General features: G+C 70.3%; 16 protein-coding genes and 1 riboswitch. Of the genes, 5 read left to right on the top strand and 11 right to left on the bottom strand.

The window, feature by feature from the left end:
* Positions 1 to 21 precede the first annotated feature (21 nt).
* A complete protein-coding gene (locus tag AC27LF_RS03405) occupies positions 22 to 1,416 on the bottom strand; it encodes a DUF445 domain-containing protein (RefSeq protein ID WP_479655917.1) in 1,395 nt (464 codons plus the stop codon).
* Between the two features lie 192 nt (positions 1,417 to 1,608).
* On the opposite strand from AC27LF_RS03405, the gene AC27LF_RS03410 reads away from it, so the two are divergent.
* Complete coding sequence (locus AC27LF_RS03410) at positions 1,609 to 2,943, top strand: SGNH/GDSL hydrolase family protein (RefSeq protein ID WP_479655916.1); 1,335 nt, start codon at positions 1,609 to 1,611, stop codon at positions 2,941 to 2,943.
* A 285-nt stretch (positions 2,944 to 3,228) separates the two neighbouring features.
* Here the strand turns inward: AC27LF_RS03410 and AC27LF_RS03415 are convergent, their stop codons facing one another.
* The 3 genes from AC27LF_RS03415 to AC27LF_RS03425 form a co-directional block, all read right to left on the bottom strand.
* Entirely contained in the window at positions 3,229 to 3,702 is a 474-nt protein-coding gene (locus AC27LF_RS03415) for a hypothetical protein (protein WP_479655915.1), read from the bottom strand.
* Between the two features lie 186 nt (positions 3,703 to 3,888).
* Positions 3,889 to 4,467 (bottom strand): GNAT family N-acetyltransferase, encoded by a 579-nt coding sequence (locus tag AC27LF_RS03420; protein ID WP_479655914.1) that lies wholly within the window; start codon positions 4,465 to 4,467, stop codon positions 3,889 to 3,891.
* Positions 4,464 to 5,693 (bottom strand): NsdA family TPR-like regulatory protein, encoded by a 1,230-nt coding sequence (locus tag AC27LF_RS03425; RefSeq protein ID WP_487231263.1) that lies wholly within the window; start codon positions 5,691 to 5,693, stop codon positions 4,464 to 4,466. The genes AC27LF_RS03420 and AC27LF_RS03425 overlap by 4 nt, the downstream gene beginning before the upstream one ends.
* A 278-nt stretch (positions 5,694 to 5,971) precedes the next feature.
* Here AC27LF_RS03425 and AC27LF_RS03430 point away from each other — a divergent pair, with 278 nt between their 5' ends.
* Together AC27LF_RS03430 and AC27LF_RS03435 are read left to right on the top strand one after the other, a co-directional pair.
* Positions 5,972 to 6,658, top strand: a complete 687-nt coding sequence (locus tag AC27LF_RS03430; RefSeq protein WP_479655912.1) for a hypothetical protein — start codon at positions 5,972 to 5,974, stop codon at positions 6,656 to 6,658.
* A gap of 7 nt (positions 6,659 to 6,665) precedes the next feature.
* Positions 6,666 to 6,857, top strand: coding sequence for a hypothetical protein (locus AC27LF_RS03435; protein WP_479655911.1), 192 nt, complete (start codon positions 6,666 to 6,668; stop codon positions 6,855 to 6,857).
* 105 nt (positions 6,858 to 6,962) lie between these two features.
* Here the strand turns inward: AC27LF_RS03435 and AC27LF_RS03440 are convergent, their stop codons facing one another.
* From AC27LF_RS03440 to AC27LF_RS03455, 4 genes are all read right to left on the bottom strand, one after another.
* Positions 6,963 to 7,718, bottom strand: coding sequence for a DUF1707 SHOCT-like domain-containing protein (locus AC27LF_RS03440; protein WP_479655910.1), 756 nt, complete (start codon positions 7,716 to 7,718; stop codon positions 6,963 to 6,965).
* Positions 7,719 to 7,781: 63 nt separating this feature from the next.
* Entirely contained in the window at positions 7,782 to 8,777 is a 996-nt protein-coding gene (locus AC27LF_RS03445) for an ABC transporter ATP-binding protein (RefSeq protein ID WP_479655909.1), read from the bottom strand.
* 3 nt (positions 8,778 to 8,780) lie between these two features.
* Positions 8,781 to 9,545, bottom strand: a complete 765-nt coding sequence (locus AC27LF_RS03450) for an ABC transporter permease (RefSeq protein ID WP_479656172.1) — start codon at positions 9,543 to 9,545, stop codon at positions 8,781 to 8,783.
* A 79-nt stretch (positions 9,546 to 9,624) separates the two neighbouring features.
* Positions 9,625 to 10,425: an ABC transporter permease gene (locus tag AC27LF_RS03455; RefSeq protein WP_479656171.1), complete on the bottom strand. Its 801-nt coding sequence runs from the start codon at positions 10,423 to 10,425 to the stop codon at positions 9,625 to 9,627.
* 204 nt (positions 10,426 to 10,629) lie between these two features.
* Here AC27LF_RS03455 and AC27LF_RS03460 point away from each other — a divergent pair, with 204 nt between their 5' ends.
* Entirely contained in the window at positions 10,630 to 13,029 is a 2,400-nt protein-coding gene (locus tag AC27LF_RS03460) for a transglycosylase domain-containing protein (RefSeq protein WP_479655908.1), read from the top strand.
* Between the two features lie 72 nt (positions 13,030 to 13,101).
* On the opposite strand, the gene AC27LF_RS03465 is transcribed toward AC27LF_RS03460, so the two are convergent.
* From AC27LF_RS03465 to AC27LF_RS03475, 3 genes are all read right to left on the bottom strand, one after another.
* A complete protein-coding gene (locus AC27LF_RS03465; RefSeq protein ID WP_351736392.1) occupies positions 13,102 to 13,422 on the bottom strand; it encodes a DMT family transporter in 321 nt (106 codons plus the stop codon).
* 37 nt (positions 13,423 to 13,459) lie between these two features.
* Positions 13,460 to 13,527, bottom strand: a riboswitch (guanidine-III (ykkC-III) riboswitch).
* Positions 13,528 to 13,607: 80 nt separating this feature from the next.
* Positions 13,608 to 13,910, bottom strand: a complete 303-nt coding sequence (locus AC27LF_RS03470) for a GroES family chaperonin (RefSeq protein WP_404029674.1) — start codon at positions 13,908 to 13,910, stop codon at positions 13,608 to 13,610.
* 104 nt (positions 13,911 to 14,014) lie between these two features.
* The gene (locus AC27LF_RS03475; RefSeq protein ID WP_388716794.1) at positions 14,015 to 14,344 is read right to left on the bottom strand and encodes a DUF3618 domain-containing protein; all 330 of its coding nucleotides are present in this window, start codon (positions 14,342 to 14,344) and stop codon (positions 14,015 to 14,017) included.
* Positions 14,345 to 14,437: 93 nt separating this feature from the next.
* On the opposite strand from AC27LF_RS03475, the gene bcp reads away from it, so the two are divergent.
* Positions 14,438 to 14,905, top strand: coding sequence for a thioredoxin-dependent thiol peroxidase (bcp, locus tag AC27LF_RS03480; protein WP_479655907.1), 468 nt, complete (start codon positions 14,438 to 14,440; stop codon positions 14,903 to 14,905).
* The last annotated feature ends 127 nt before the right edge of the window (positions 14,906 to 15,032 follow it).

Raw genomic sequence — 15,032 nt, forward strand, 5'->3', positions numbered from 1 at the left:
GGCTCCCCGCCATCGGCCCGGCTAAGCGCCGAACGCCCGCGACACCGTGTAGATCAACAACCCTGCCAGGGAACCCACCACCGTGCCATTGATGCGAATGAACTGCAGGTCACGGCCGATGTGTGCCTCGATCTTCCGGGTGGTGTGCTCGGCGTCCCAGCCGGCCACGGTGTCGGTGATCAGGGAGGTGATCTCCTTGCGGTAGGTCGTCACGACATGCACCGCGGCGCCCTCGACCCAGCTGTCGACCTTGTTCTGGACCTTGGGTTCGGTGGCCATCCGGACGCCCAGGGACAGCAGCGAGGCGCGCACCCGCAACCGCAGTTCGCTGCGCTCGTCCTCGGCCGCCGAGACGATCATGGATCGTACGGCCGTCCAGGCGGAGGCGATCAGGTCCTGGACCTCGCCACGGCCCAGCACCTCGCCCTTGAGCCGTTCCACACGCGCGCGGGTGTCCGTGTCGGACTGCAGGTCGGAGGCGAAGTCGCCGAGGAAGCGGTCGAGGGCGCCGCGCGCCGGGTGCGAGGGCATGTCCCGCATCTCGGTGACGAAGCGCAGCAGCTCCTTGTAGACCCGTTCGCCGACCTTCTTGTCGACGAAGCGCGGCGTCCAGCCGGGAGCGCCGCCCTGGACGGCGTCCATGACCTGCTCGTCGTGCAGGACGAGCCAGTCGTGCGCCCGGCCGACGATCAGGTCCACGAACCGTCTGTGACCGCCGTCCGCGACGATCTTCTCCAGCATCTTCCCCATGCCGGGCGCGATCTCCTGGGTGTCGGCACGGCGCGTGATGGCCTCGCCGACCACCGCCTGGACGTCGGAGTCGCGCAGCACCGTCAGGGCGCCGCGCACCGCCGTGGCCAGCTCCGCCGTCACCCGGTCCGCGTGCTCGGGCTCGGCCAGCCAGGCGCCGAGTCTGCTGCCGATGCCGACGGCGCGCAGCCGCTGCCGTACGACGTCCTCGGACAGGAAGTTCTCGCCGACGAACTCGCCGAGCGAGACGCCGAGCTGGTCCTTCTTGTTGGGGATGATCGCGGTGTGCGGGATGGGCAGGCCGAGGGGGTGCCGGAAGAGTGCGGTGACCGCGAACCAGTCGGCGAGCGCGCCGACCATGCCGGCCTCGGCCGCCGCGGCGACATAGCCGGCCCAGGGGCCGGCGCCCGTGTTCGACGCCCATTTCGCGAGGACGTAGACGAGGGCCACGAAGAGCAGCAGGCCGACCGCGGTGAGCTTCATGCGCCGCACGCCGCGCTGCCGCTCCGCGTCGGCCGGGGTGAACGACGTCATGGCACGGTAGCCGCGCGGCACCGCGGTCCCGGCCGCCGCGCCCGCCGCCGTACCGTCCGCCGCCGCTCCGATCGTGCGTGCGGCCATACGTTCGCCCGTGCGCCCTTCCGCGCCTTCGTCCGTGCCGTCCATACGCTCCACCCGTTCGGCGATCCCGCACCCATTGTCCCAACCTGACCGACTCCTGGAACGGAACAAGAGTTCCCGGCGTCTGTCCGGACGGGGGTTTGCACAGGGTCCTGTCAGGTCACCCCGGCCCATGACACATCATGGGCTCGTCGGACCGGAGCCAGGGCTCCCCTCGCCGAGGAGAACAACACAAGCATGACCAGGCGTCATGGCTACGTCCTGCTCAGTGCGGTCATCGCGCTGGTGCTGGGACTGTCCGCCGCCATCTACGCCGGCGTGGCGGCCGACGGCGGCACGCCCCGCACCGCCGTCGCCAGCCACCGTCCGCGCCACGACCCCTCGGCGGCCCCCGCGTCCACGGGCACCTGGGTCGGCACCTGGTCCGCCTCCCCGGTCGGCGGCGAACCCGGCACGGAGACACAGGGCATGGCGGGCCGCTCGATACGGAACGTGGTGCACACGAGCGTGGGCGGCAGCAGCGCCCGGATCACCCTGTCCAACCTCTACGGCCAGTCGGCGCTGGCGATCACGCACGCGTCCCTCGCGGTCGCGGCCGGTGACGGCACCGCGACCGCCGTGGCGCGCACGATGCGGCAGCTCACCTTCGGCGGCAGCACCGGCGTGGTGATACCGCCCGGCGAGCAGGTGGTCAGCGACGCCGTGCGGATCACCGTCCCGCACGACGCGGACATCCTGGTCACCACGTACTCCCCGACCGCCGCGGGGCCGGTCACCTACCATCCGCACGCGCGGCAGACCTCCTACGTCGCCCAGGGCGACCGCACCGAGGACACGGCCGGCGCCCGCTACACCGAGCGGACGTCGTTCTGGCGCAATCTGACCGCCCTCGACGTGCTGAGCAACGAGTCCGACGGCACGGTGGTCGTCCTCGGCGACTCGCTCACCGACGGCATAACCTCCACCGAGAACGCCAACCGCCGCTGGACGGACATCCTCGCCCGGCGACTGCGCGACGCCGTCGCGGACGGCGCGGACATGCCCCGCTACAGCGTCGTCAACGCGGGCATCAGCGGGAACCAGATCCTCGCGGACGGTCTCGGCCGGCCCGCCGACAACGAGAGCGCGCTCGACCGCTTCGAGCGGGACGTGCTCGACCGTCCGAACGTCAAGGTCGTCGTCATCGACCTCGGCGTCAACGACATCCTGCGCAATCCGCGGCTCGCCGACCCGGACCGCATCGTCGCGGGACTGCGCACGCTGGTCGACCGGGCCCACGCCCGCGGCCTCAAGGTCGTCGGCGCCACCCTGATGCCGTTCTCCGGGCACCGGGGCTCGACACCGGCCCGCGAGCACGTCCGCCAGGAGATCAACGCTTCGATACGCGCCGGCCGGGTCTTCGACGCGGTGGCCGACTTCGACGCGGCCCTGCGCGACCCGTGGAGCCCACGGCGGCTGCGCCCGCAGTACGACTCCGGCGACCACCTGCACCCCAGCGACCGCGGCTACCACAAGATGGCCGAAGCCTTCGCCCTACCCGACCTCAAGGGCGCGGGCCAGGCAGAGCTATAGCGGAACCAGCACCGACAGCCGGCCGACGGCGGCAGGATCGTGACAGCTCAGCCGTCGGCCGGGTGGGTGGCGTCCCGCGGGGCGGGGGCGGACGTAGCGGAGCGGTGGGGTGTGTGACTCGGGTGGTGGTCGATGTCTGTCTGGGGCCGGGCGGCACCTCGTGCCCCGGGGGCGGGCAGCCCCGTGACGCCGGGCCCCACGACGCCGGGGGGCTCTGCCATGCCGGCCCGTATGGACGCTCCGACCTCGACGCGCTGCTCGCGCGGCTCTTGCCCGGTTGCCCGGTCAGCGGCTGGCGCCCTCCGGCCACACGATGCGCACGGGCACACCGGTCCGCTCCGCGTAAGCGACCACGTCCGCTGTCCCGCCGAACGCCCAGGCCGGTTTCCCGTCCCACACGGCGATCAGCTCGTCGACCAGGCCCACCAAGATCTCGCTTCCCGCCTGGTGGGCCTCGGAGGTTGACTCGGTCATGCCGGTTTCATGGATGTCGACCGCGCCGCTGTACAGCGCGTCATAGACGGGGTGGTGCCACTCCGGAAGGCTCTCGCGGTACTCCGTCGCGGGAACGACGACTTCGAGCCTGCCGCCCTGCTTCAACACCGCTTCCGCAAACCACGCATCAGGACCGTCGGCGATGCACGACACGGCTGTCAGGTCGGCGGTGTCCAAGTCGCGTACGACCTCATCGAGCATGGCGCGTACCCGTTGCTCTACGCCCTTGCTGAGCCCGCGATGTCCGGTGATCCCTACGCGCATGGGCGGTCCCCTCTGCTACAGGTAGACGCCGTGAAGGCGCTCGTCGAAGTCCCGCACCGCCTTTGGCGGGGAGGCGGTTGTGAGGGTACGGCGTACGGCGCGGGCCCGCTCCACGATCCGCCCGGACCGGTACGTCAGACCGGTGCCGAGAGCGCGCGAGGCGAGGGCGAACGCGGTTCGTTGACGTCATTGAGGGCAGGCGTCACCTGGCCGTGAGGCCGGTCCGTTCTGATCTGGCTGGGAGGCGCGCAGGTCGCGAAGCATGACTGCGAAGTTCGGGGAGTCAGGGAACGGTTGGCGGTTCCCGACCTTCCGGTACCCCCATGTTTCGTATAGGGCTTGCACCTTGGGGTGATCGGGGTCGACGAGGAGCACGGTAAGGGCCTCGGAGCGGTCGGCGAGCAACGCTTCATGGAGCCGTTCGGCGGTTCCGGTCTTGCGCCACTTGTGGCGGACCATCAGTTCGGAAAACGCGAACGTCGAGTCGTCCGCCGGCGCGACCTTCAGATGTTCGCGCCACCATTCGCGGCCCGCGGTCGCGGGGGCCCCGTAGGCGAAGCCGACCGGCTCGGCGCCTTCGTAACCGATCACGCAGGAGAAGCCCGGGTGTCCGCCCCAGTGGTCGACGAACCAGGGGAACCGCTGGTTGAACTCGTCGTCCATCTCATCCGCGTAGGCGTCGGCGTGGATGTCGAGGAGGGTTTGCCGGATCTCCGGCAGGTCGCCGTGTCCGAAGCGGCGGAGTTCAACGGCGGCCGTGGTCATGCAGTGCTCCATTCGGTCCGGTAGCGGTTGGCCCACTCGTGCGCGATGCGGGGAGGGGCAAGGGTGATCAGATCGCGGTGGAAATCGCCGAGGAGTTGACGCATTCGGCCGGGAAGCGGGTCCCCGGCCATGATCGCGAAGACCTCCGCGCTGGTGTCGCATGCCTGCTCGGCGTCGCCTTGATGGAGCTGCGAGAGCGCGAGGCAAGCAGTGGTGTGCGCGCGGTTGCGGCGGTAGGTCTCGGGCAGCGCGGCGAGTGCCCTGTAGAAGGCGGCTTCGGCTTCTGCCGAGTCGCCGACCCTGTCACGGACGATCGCCGTGAGGGAGTGCAGCTCCGCGGGGCTGTAGAAGGCGATCCAGGCAGGCCGCGGTGCCGTGGTGTCGGCCTTTGCCATGGCGTCCTCGGCGCGACCGAGGGAGCGCAGAGCCGCGCGCCGGTCTCCGGCGTTGGCGAGCCCGACGGCGGTTCGGGCGTGGGCGAGTGAGGCGTGCAGGGGGCTGCGGCGTGCGGCCCAGGTGGCCTGCGCGGCCTGCGCGGCGGCCACGGCTTCGCCGAAGTCCTTCTGTTGGCGGGCGAGCATCGCGCGCAGGTTCCAGACCTTCATGGTCATTTCGGGATCCTGGACCATGACTGCCAGCGTCAGCGCGCGGTCGAGGTGTCGGCTGGCGCCGTCGAGCTGGCCGGCGTCGATCAGGGACCATGCGGCGGTTGAGGTGAAGTCTGAGGCGAGAGCGAACAGGCGCGCTCGTACGCGCTGGGTGGTGGATCGCTGTTGTAGGTCCAGGGCTTCGGCAGCTCCCGCCAGGGCAGCTCGTTCGAGGGTGGTGTGTCCTCCGCGTTCATCGTCGAGGGCGATGAGCCTCTCGACGCTGTCGCGAAGCCGGATCACGTCCGAGGTGCCGACGCTGGATGGTCGCGCGGAAACGAGGGGTATCGCGATGGCGGCGGCGGTGCCTCCGGCGTCGGTCAGGAAGCGTCGGCGGATCACGTCGGGGTCCTCCTGCGGCGGTGCTGGCGATCCTGGCGGGTAGAACCCAAGGGTCTCGATGGTGCACCGGAATACTGCCTCCAAGGCGTTGCGCTTCGCACGGTGAGGCCAGGTGGTTTTTCCGGTCAGCCACGTCCGTACGGTGCGGTCTCCTACGCTGTCCCGCTCGCCTGCGGCCAGTAACTCGGCATTGACGGCCTGGGCCAACTCGGCTCGCTGAAAGCCTCGTTCGGCCATCGCGATCTTGAGACGGAAATTTCCGGTCACCTACTCACCGTAGCTCTGCGGTGATGCTCGGTGAACCTGGCGACGGAAATTTCCGGTCGGCCACGACCATCAACCTCGCTGTTTTTCCTGCCCTTTACGGGCTCCTTCCCGTTGAACTGGACACGCATCGCGCCGACTGCCATCCCCGGCCGGTGCAACGGACTCGTCCCCCGGGCACCCGACCCCGTGATGCCGTGCGGTGTGCCCGGTCCGTCACCCTCTCGTCTCGAACAGGAAGGTTCTCGATCGTGTTGCCTCCGGCACCGCCAGGCATCGTCCCCTACATCGCCGGATGGAGCGAGGAAAGGCTCCTGAAGTGCCCGATCGCCCGCCGCCGCGTGGCCCCGGGGATCGCCTACGTGGATGAGACGCCGTACGACCGGGACAGCTTCGGCGTGCTCTGGGCCCGGTACGCCCTCCGACCCAAGCGGCGCCGGGGCAGCCCGCAGCTGCGGAACGTCCACCCCTACCGGCAGCGTCGCGCGATGCTGAACATGATGTGCCAGGTCTGCTCCCGCATGCCGCCCGACCCACACGGCCCCCACCTCTTTCTCCTGCGGGACTCCTGCGGCGCGGTCCGGGAAGGGGAACGGACGACGAGCCCGCCGGTGTGCGTACCCTGCGCCGGGATCTCCATCCAGCTCTGCCACGCCCTGCGGGGTGGGCGGTTCGTGGCGGCATGGGCCCGGCGCGTGCCCGCGTGGGGAGTCGTCGGTCCCCTTCATCACCCCGTGACGCTCCAGCCGATCCCGGGGTGCCACATGGAGCAGGTGAAATACGGGTCGGAGTGGGCTCCTTGGGTCCGGGCCGCCCGCACGATGGTGGAACTCCGCGGAGTGACACCGACGGACCTCGACCGCGAGTTCGCGGCCCTCGGCCATGACCGCCTGGAGGAGGAGTTCGCCCGGGTCGCGGAGCTGACGGCGGCCGGCTGACGGCCGCATGGGCCCCACCCTCATCGTGCGCGGTCCCGCGTTGAAGGGCCGGTTCCTGGTCAGCGACCGGGAAACCGGTCGGGCCTGGTGGCAGTACGGCGCCGCGAAGGAGTCACGGGACGAGGCGGAAAGGAAGCGGCTGAGCCTGACGCAGATCAACCAGGTCATCAGCGACTTGGCCGCGAGGGGCATCATCTGAACGCGGCTGACAGCACCTGATCGACGGCAGCGGGCCCGGCCTCCGGGGGCGGGCAGCCCCCGCGCCCCGGGGACCGCGGCGAGCGGTCCTCCTGGTGGGTGTCGGTCAGTGCTCCCAGTGGCGGCGTCGTTCGCGCTCGTCGCGGATGCGGTCTCCGCGTCGGCCCTCGGAGAGTTCGCGGCGTTCTGACCGCCGGTCCAGCCGCTGCTGCCGGCGCTCCTCCTTCAGCCGCTGCCGCTCCGCGCGCGTGATCTTGCGTTCCACGCCGACGCCGCCCCAGAAGGCGAACCCGGTCACGATCACGCGTGGCGCGCCGGGGTCGCCGGGCACGCCCTCCTGCCGGTGGTCGAAGCCGCCCATGATGCCGATGCCGCGCACCACGACCTCCACCCCGGGCGGCACGACGACCTGCATACCGCCCATGATCGCAACGCAGTTGATCACGACCTCGCGGTCCGCGAAGTCGGCCTCCCGCAGATCGATCTCACCGCCGCCCCAGAAGGCGAAGCTGTTGAAACGGCGCGGCACGGTCCAGCGCCCCTTGCGCTGGAACCCGGACATCACGGCGACCGCCCAGGACGAGGAGCCCTCGCCGCCGACGATCCGGCCCGCCCAACTCCCCTCCGCCGCGGGCTCCTTGTTCAGCGACACCGCGGGCGGCGGGGCCACCGCGCCGGCCGCGGGCAGGTCCTTGGTGATCGGGGTCAGCTCCCCGTAGGTGCGCGCCTTGTAGGTGGCGTCGAGGCGTTCGCCGAACTCCTCCATGTCGAGCCGCCCTTCCGCGAGGGCGTCCCGCAGGACCTCGGCGACTCGCTCGCGATCGGCGTCGGAGGCGCGCAGTTCCGGGGCATCGTCGGTCATACCCAGCAGCCTACGAGTTCCGCACTCTCCCGTGCTACGAGGCGGCCCCCTGCCACCGGTTGCTCAGGAGACCGCGCTCTCGGTGTCGCCCGCGTACATTCTGGCGATCACTGTCTCGATGTCCGGTTCCCGCACGGACAGGTCCGCCAGCGGATAGCTCGCCGCGATCCGCGCCACCAGCGGCGCCGCCGACGCGGACGCCGGGAACGCGAGCCACTGCCGGGGCCCCTCCACCTTGGTCACCCGGGCCCCGGGCACCTCGATCGGCGGGACCTCCCGCTCCAGGTCCACCACCAGGGTCCGCTCGCTCTCCCCCGCCTCGTGCAGCCCGGCGAGCGGCCCGTCGTACATCAGCCGCCCGTGGTCGATGACCATCACCCGGGAGCACAACTGCTCGATGTCCTGGAGGTCGTGGGTGGTCAGCAGCACGGTGGTGCCCCGGTCGGCGTTCAGCGTGCGCAGGAACTCCCGCACCCGGGCCTTGGAGACGACGTCGAGGCCGATCGTCGGCTCGTCGAGGTACAGCACCTCGGGATCGTGCAGCAGCGCCGCCGCGATGTCGCCGCGCATCCGCTGGCCGAGCGAGAGCTGGCGCACCGGCACGTCCAACAGGTCGGCCAGTTCGAGGAGTTCGACGCAGCGGTCGAGGTTCTCGCGGTACCGCCGGTCGGGGATGCGGTACATGCGGTGCACCAGCCGGTAGGAGTCGATCAGCGGCAGGTCCCACCACAGCGTCGTACGCTGCCCGAACACCACCCCGATGCGCTGCGCGAGCCGCCGGCGCTCGCGGGAGGGGTCGATGCCGGCCACCCGCAGCCGGCCGGCGCTCGGCGTGAGGATGCCGGTGAGCATCTTGATCGTGGTCGACTTGCCAGCGCCGTTCGGGCCGATGTAGCCGACCATCTCGCCGCGCGCCACGGTGCAGGAGATCGAGTCGACCGCCCGCACCTGCCGCCGTTCGCGCCGCAGGAAACCGGTCTTCCTGCGGACGTCGAAGACCTTCTCCACGCCGTCCAGTTCGATGAACCGGCCCGGCTCGACCACGTCGCCGTCCGTCATGTGCTAACTCCCTGTACTGCGGTAGGAACGAAGCCCCGCCCGCCACGCAAGACCCGCCAGGGCGCAGCACGCCACCGCCACCAGCGGCGGCGCGAACGCGGTCCAGCGCGGCAGGTCGAGCGGATACGGCCGACCGAGCACATAGCTCGCGGGCAGCCAGTTGACGAAGGCGAGCGGCAGCACGAACGTCACCCCGCGCACCAGGTCCTTCCCGAACACGGCAGGCGGATACTGCAACAGCGTCGTACCGCCGTAGGTGAACGCGTTCTGCACCTCGGCGGCGTCCTGCGCCAGGAACTGGAAGGCCGCGCCCGCCACGAACACCGCGCAGAAGATCGCCGAGCCGCTGACCAGCGTCACCGGCACCAGCAGCGCCTTCGGCACGGTCCAGTCGATGTCGGCCCGGCCCAGCGCGTACCCCAGCACCAGCACGCCCTGGGTGATCCGGCCCAGACGGCGCAGCGCGAAGCGGTCCGCGCCGACCTGGGCGAGCACCGGCGCGGGCCGCACGAGGAGCGTGTCGAAGGAACCGTCGCGGATCCGGGAGCCCAGGGCGTCCGTCGAGCCGAGCAGCAGGTCGGCGATCCCGAACGCGGTCACCGACAGGCCGTACAGGAAGGCGACCTCCGGCAGTGTCCAGCCGCCGAGCGAGCCGACCTGCGAGAACATCAGCAGGATCGTGACGAAGTCCAGCCCGGTCACCAGCAGGTTGCCGAGCGCCGTGAGGGCGAAGGACGTGCGGTAGGTCATGGTGGAGCGGATCCACATCGCGGCGATCAGCCGGTAGGCCCGCAGGCCCTCCCCCACCCTGGAGGCCGCGACCGCCCCCGGCGTCTCTGTGGAGGTCTCAGCCACCCTGCACCACCACCCGCCGGGTCGCCGCCGACTGCACCACGCGCCCCGCCGCCAGCAGCGCCACCGCCCACGCTCCCTGGAAGGCGTACGCGGCCGCCGGGTCGGCCTTCCCCATCAGCACATCGGCCGGCATCTGGAGCTGCGCCGCCCACGGCAGCGCCTGGACGACATCGCCGAGCGCGCCCGGGAAGGCGTTCAGCGGCAGCGTCATGCCCGAGCAGAAGATCCCCGTGACCATCAGGACCTGCGAGACGCCCGTCCCGTCCAGGAGCCAGAACACGCTCAGGGCCGCCAGATAACGGATGCCGAAGCTGACGACCATCGCCAGCAGCAGCGCGAACAGGAACGCCGCCCAGGTGGTGACGTCCTTCGGCAGGGCTGTCGGGAAGAACAGCGCGCCGAAGGCGAACGGGATCACGCCCCGCCCCAGCAACTGGAACAGCGACCGTCCCAAGTCGGCTGCCAGCCACCACAGTTGGAGGTCGGCCGGGCGGTAAAGGTCGATGGCGATCGCCCCCGTGCGGATACGGTCCATGAGGTCCTTCTCGACCCCGCCGCCCTGGATGGCGAGCGTCGCGTACAGGCACTGTCCGAGCCACACATAGGTGACCGCCTGTGACTGGTCGTATCCTCCGAGGTGCGGTCTCTCCTCCCACAGCGCCAGGTAGGTGTACACGAGGATCAGCCCGAAGGCCGTGTTCGTGAACACCCCGGCGGCGGTGGCCACCCGGTATGTCGCGTATCGTCGGAATCCCCCTGCCGCGACGGCCGCATACAACCGTCCCGCGCCCACTGCCACCGACCTCCCGGACCGCCCGACACCGAAGCGCAGGAGCCTAGTGCGCGGGCAAGGCCGCGGGCCACGCATTTTTCCCGGTGGACGCGTGCCGGAATCCGGGAACGGAACGCTTGGTGCGAGAGTCTTCAACAGGGGGCGCAGAAGGCGTTACGAGGGCGTACGGGAACGTACGACGTAAAACAGGAGTCCGTGCACGAGATGAGCGACGAGCCACAGCCGCAGCAGCCGACCGATGGCTGGGCACCGACCACAGCACCGGGGGGACCCGGCGAACCGGGCAAGAAGCCCAAGCGCCCCAAGCGCACGGGCTGGCGCCGGCTGCTGCCGACCTGGCGCATGGTCCTCGGCACGTCCGTCATCGGCGTACTGCTGCTCATCGGGCTGTTCTTCCTCGGCTACTCCCTGGTGAAGATCCCCCCGGCGAACGCCCTCGCCACCAAGCAGAGCAACGTCTTCCTGTACGCCGACGGCACCCAACTCGCCCGCGACGGCGAGATCAACCGGGAGAGCGTCACCCTCGCCCAGATCTCCAAGGACGCCCAGCACGCCGTACTGGCCGCCGAGGACCGCGACTTCTACTCCGAGTCAGCCGTCGACCCCAAGGCCATGCTCCGCGCCGGCTGGAACACCGCGACCGGCAAGGGCAAGCAGTCCGGTTCGACGATCACCCAGCAGTACGTGAAGAACTACTACCTCGCACAGGAGCAGACCGTCACCCGCAAGGTGAAGGAGTTCTTCATCGCGATCAAACTGGACCGCACCGAGTCCAAGGACCGCATCCTGGAGGGCTACCTCAACACCAGCTACTTCGGCCGCAACGCCTACGGCATCCAGTCCGCCGCGCAGGCGTACTACGGCGTGGACGCCACGGACCTCGACCCGGCCCGCGCCGCCTACCTCGCCGCGCTCGTCAACGCCCCCAGCGAGTACGACGTCATCGCCCGCCCGCAGAACAAGCCGGCGGCCGTGGCCCGCTGGAACTACGTCCTGGACGGCATGGTCAAGAAGGGCTGGCTCAGCCGGTCCGAACGGGCGGGCCTGAAGTTCCCGATGCCCAAGGAACAGACCGTCTCCACCGGGCTGTCCGGGCAGCGCGGCTACCTCGTCGAGGCCGTCAAGAACTACCTCACCGCCAACAAGATCGTCGACGCGGACGAGTTGGAGGCGGGCGGCTACCGCATCACCACCACCCTGGAGAAGGGCCGGCAGGACGCCCTCGTCAAGGCCGTCGACGACCGGCTGATGTCCAAACTGGACAAGAAGAACCGCAAGGTCGACAACTACGTCCGCGCGGGCGGCGCCTCCATCGACCCGAAGACCGGCAGGGTCGTCGCGATGTACGGCGGCATCGACTACGTCAAGCAGTACACCAACGGCGCCACCCGGGCCGACTTCCAGGTCGGCTCCACCTTCAAGCCGTTCGTGTTCACCTCGGCCGTGGAGAACGACTCGACCACCCAGGACGGCCAGAAGATCACGCCGAACACCTACTACGACGGCACCAACAAGCGGCCCGTACAAGGCTGGAGCGGCGAAGCCTACGGCCCCGAGAACGAGGACCAGGTCTCCTACGGCGACATCACCGTGCGCTCCGCCACCGACAAGTCCGTCAACGCGGTGTACGCGCAGATGGCCGTCGACGTCGGCCCGGAGAAGGTCAAGCAGACCGCGATCGACCTCGGCATCCCCGCGGACACCAAGGACCTCAGCCCCGGCCCGTCCATCGCGCTCGGCACCGCCACCGCCAGCGTCCTCGACATGACCGAGGCGTACGCGACACTCGCCAACCACGGCAAGCACACCGCGTACACCCTGGTCGACAAGATCACCAAGGACGGCACCGAGGACGTCGAACTGCCCGAACGCAAGACCGAGCGGGCCGTCAGCCGCCAGGCCGCCGACACCACCACCTCCGTCCTGCGCAGCGTCGTCGAGAACGGCACCGCCACCGCCGCCCAGGCCGCCGGACGCCCCGCCGCGGGCAAGACCGGCACCGCCGAGAAGGACCAGGCCGCCTGGTTCGCGGGCTACACCCCCGACCTGTCCACGGTCGTGGCCGTCATGGGCCAGGACCCGGTCACGGCCAGCCATGAATCGCTGTACGACGTGATGGGCCTGCCCCGCATCAACGGCGGCGGCGCACCCGCCGAGATCTGGGGCCAGTACACCAGGGACGCCCTGAAGGGCGAGCCGGTCACCGCCTTCGACCTGGAACTGGAGCCGGGCGCCGACCAGACCCTGCCGCCCAGCTCACCGCCCGCCTCCCAGCCCGGCACCGGCGGCCAGGACACCGGCGGCACCCCCGGCACCGACGGCCAGAACGACCAGGGCCAGACCCAGGGGCAGACCTCCGGGCAGGACAACGGCGGCACCGGCAACGGGGACACCGGCGGCACCGGCAACGGCACCGGCGGCGCTACGACCGACGGCTCCGCGAACGCCGGGACCGGCACCGGCACCACCGACGGCGGCGACTCCGCCGGCACACCCGGGAACACCGCCGACGGCGGCACGGGCGCGGGCGGCGGCGCCCCCAGCACCCCGGGCGGCGGCGGCACGACGGGCACCGCGGGGCCACTGGCCGGGCTCACGGGGTAGCGACCACGCCCGGGGGGCGCCGGGGGCCGCCGGCGGTCAGTGACCGGTGCCTCCCGGGCAGACCGCGGGCGGTCAGTGACCGGATGTCGCCTTCAGCCCCACCACGGCGACCAGCAGCAGACAGATGAAGAAGATCCGGGCGGCGGTCACCGGCTCCCCCAGCACCACCATGCCGAGCACCGCCGCCCCGGCCGCGCCGATGCCCACCCACACCCCGTAGGCGGTGCCGATCGGCAGGGACCTCGCGGCGTACGAGAGCAGCACCATGCTGGCGACGATGCCGGCACCGGTGAACACACTGGGCACCAGCCGGGTGAAACCGTCGGTGTACTTCATGCCGATCGACCAGCCCACCTCAAGCAGACCGGCGACGACGAGCAGAACCCAGGCCATGACGGGCACCTCCGGGACAGACGCACGGACAGAACGGGGTGCGTCGTCTTTGCCTGCGTCCCGGTACGGCGCGTCTCGTCGGGCTCCCTCAAAACTAGCAACGAAACCACGGACGGGGCCGGTGACAAAGGTCACCGGCCCCATCGGCCGTCGAAGAACAGGTGTGATCCGAGAACAGATGTGATCTACAGGTACAGGCCGGTGGAATCCTCCGACCCCTCGAACCGGTCGGCGGCCACGGCATGCAGATCACGCTCGCGCATCAGCACGTACGGGATCCCCCGCACCTCCACCTCGGCCCGGTCCTCCGGGTCGTACAGGACACGGTCACCCGGCTCCACGGTCCGGACGTTCTGCCCGACCGCCACGACCTCGGCCCAGGCCAGCCGACGGCCCACGGCCGCGGTGGCGGGAATCAGGATGCCGCCGCCCGAACGCCGCTCGCCCTCGGTGGTGTCCTGCCGCACGAGGACCCGGTCGTGCAGCATCCGAATGGGCAGCTTGTCGTGACGGGGGGTGCTGCTGTGCTCGTTTCTGTTGGCGCTCACGCCTTCGAACCTACCTGCCTTTCACGTGCCCGTAAGCGACCGGGTCAGCCCTTGCGGCGCCGGGAACCGAGGGCCAGCAGCCCCACCACCCCGACGGCGACCAGGGCCACCGGCACGATGCGCTCCGCACGCGGCGCGCCCTGCTCGTCGACGAACTGCGCCCTGACGTCGCTGATCACCCGGTTGACCTGCACATAAGCCCGTCCGAGAGTGCGGTCGACGTTGGCGACGACCTTGGCCTTGGCATCCCCGACGACGGTCTTCGGATGCACCCGCACCCCGATCTCGTCAAGCGTCTCGGCCAGCACTTCACGGCGGCGCCTGATGTCCGCCTCGATCTGCGCCGGGGTTCTGGTGTCCGACGTGTCCGCCACCGTACGGCCTCCGAAGTCTGCTGGTGCTGTTTCGGACAGTCTGTCAGCTTCCCACGCCGCCGCACTGTCAGGACCCCCCGTTACGCTAGACCGATGAGCGAGCGACTCCAGCCCGGGGACGTGGCCCCCGCCTTCACCCTGCCCGACGCCGACGGCACCGAGGTGTCCCTGTCGGACCACAAGGGCCGCAAGGTCATCGTGTACTTCTACCCGGCGGCCCTCACCCCCGGCTGCACCAAGCAGGCGTGCGACTTCACCGACAACCTGGACCTCCTGGCCGGCGCGGGCTACGACGTGATCGGGATCTCCCCCGACAAGCCGGAGAAACTGGCGAAGTTCCGCGAGAAGGAGTCCCTGAAGGTGACCCTCCTCGCCGACCCGGACCGGCGGGTCCTCACGGAGTACGGCGCCTTCGGCGAGAAGAAGCTGTACGGCAAGACGACGGTCGGCGTCATCCGCTCCACGGTGATCGTGGACGAGGAGGGCAAGGTGGAACGGGCCCTGTACAACGTCAAGGCCACCGGCCACGTAGCCAAACTCATCAAAGACCTCTCCCTCTGACCGCACCCCCGAACGGCCCGCCCCGAAACAACCGGGTGCGGGCCCGCTGCATCCTTCGACCGTAACCGTCCGATAAACGGTTCGTTACTCAGTGCGAGGTCACGAACAGGTGACCGACTGGGAACGG

The sequence above is a fragment of the Streptomyces diversicolor genome (assembly GCF_057537855.1).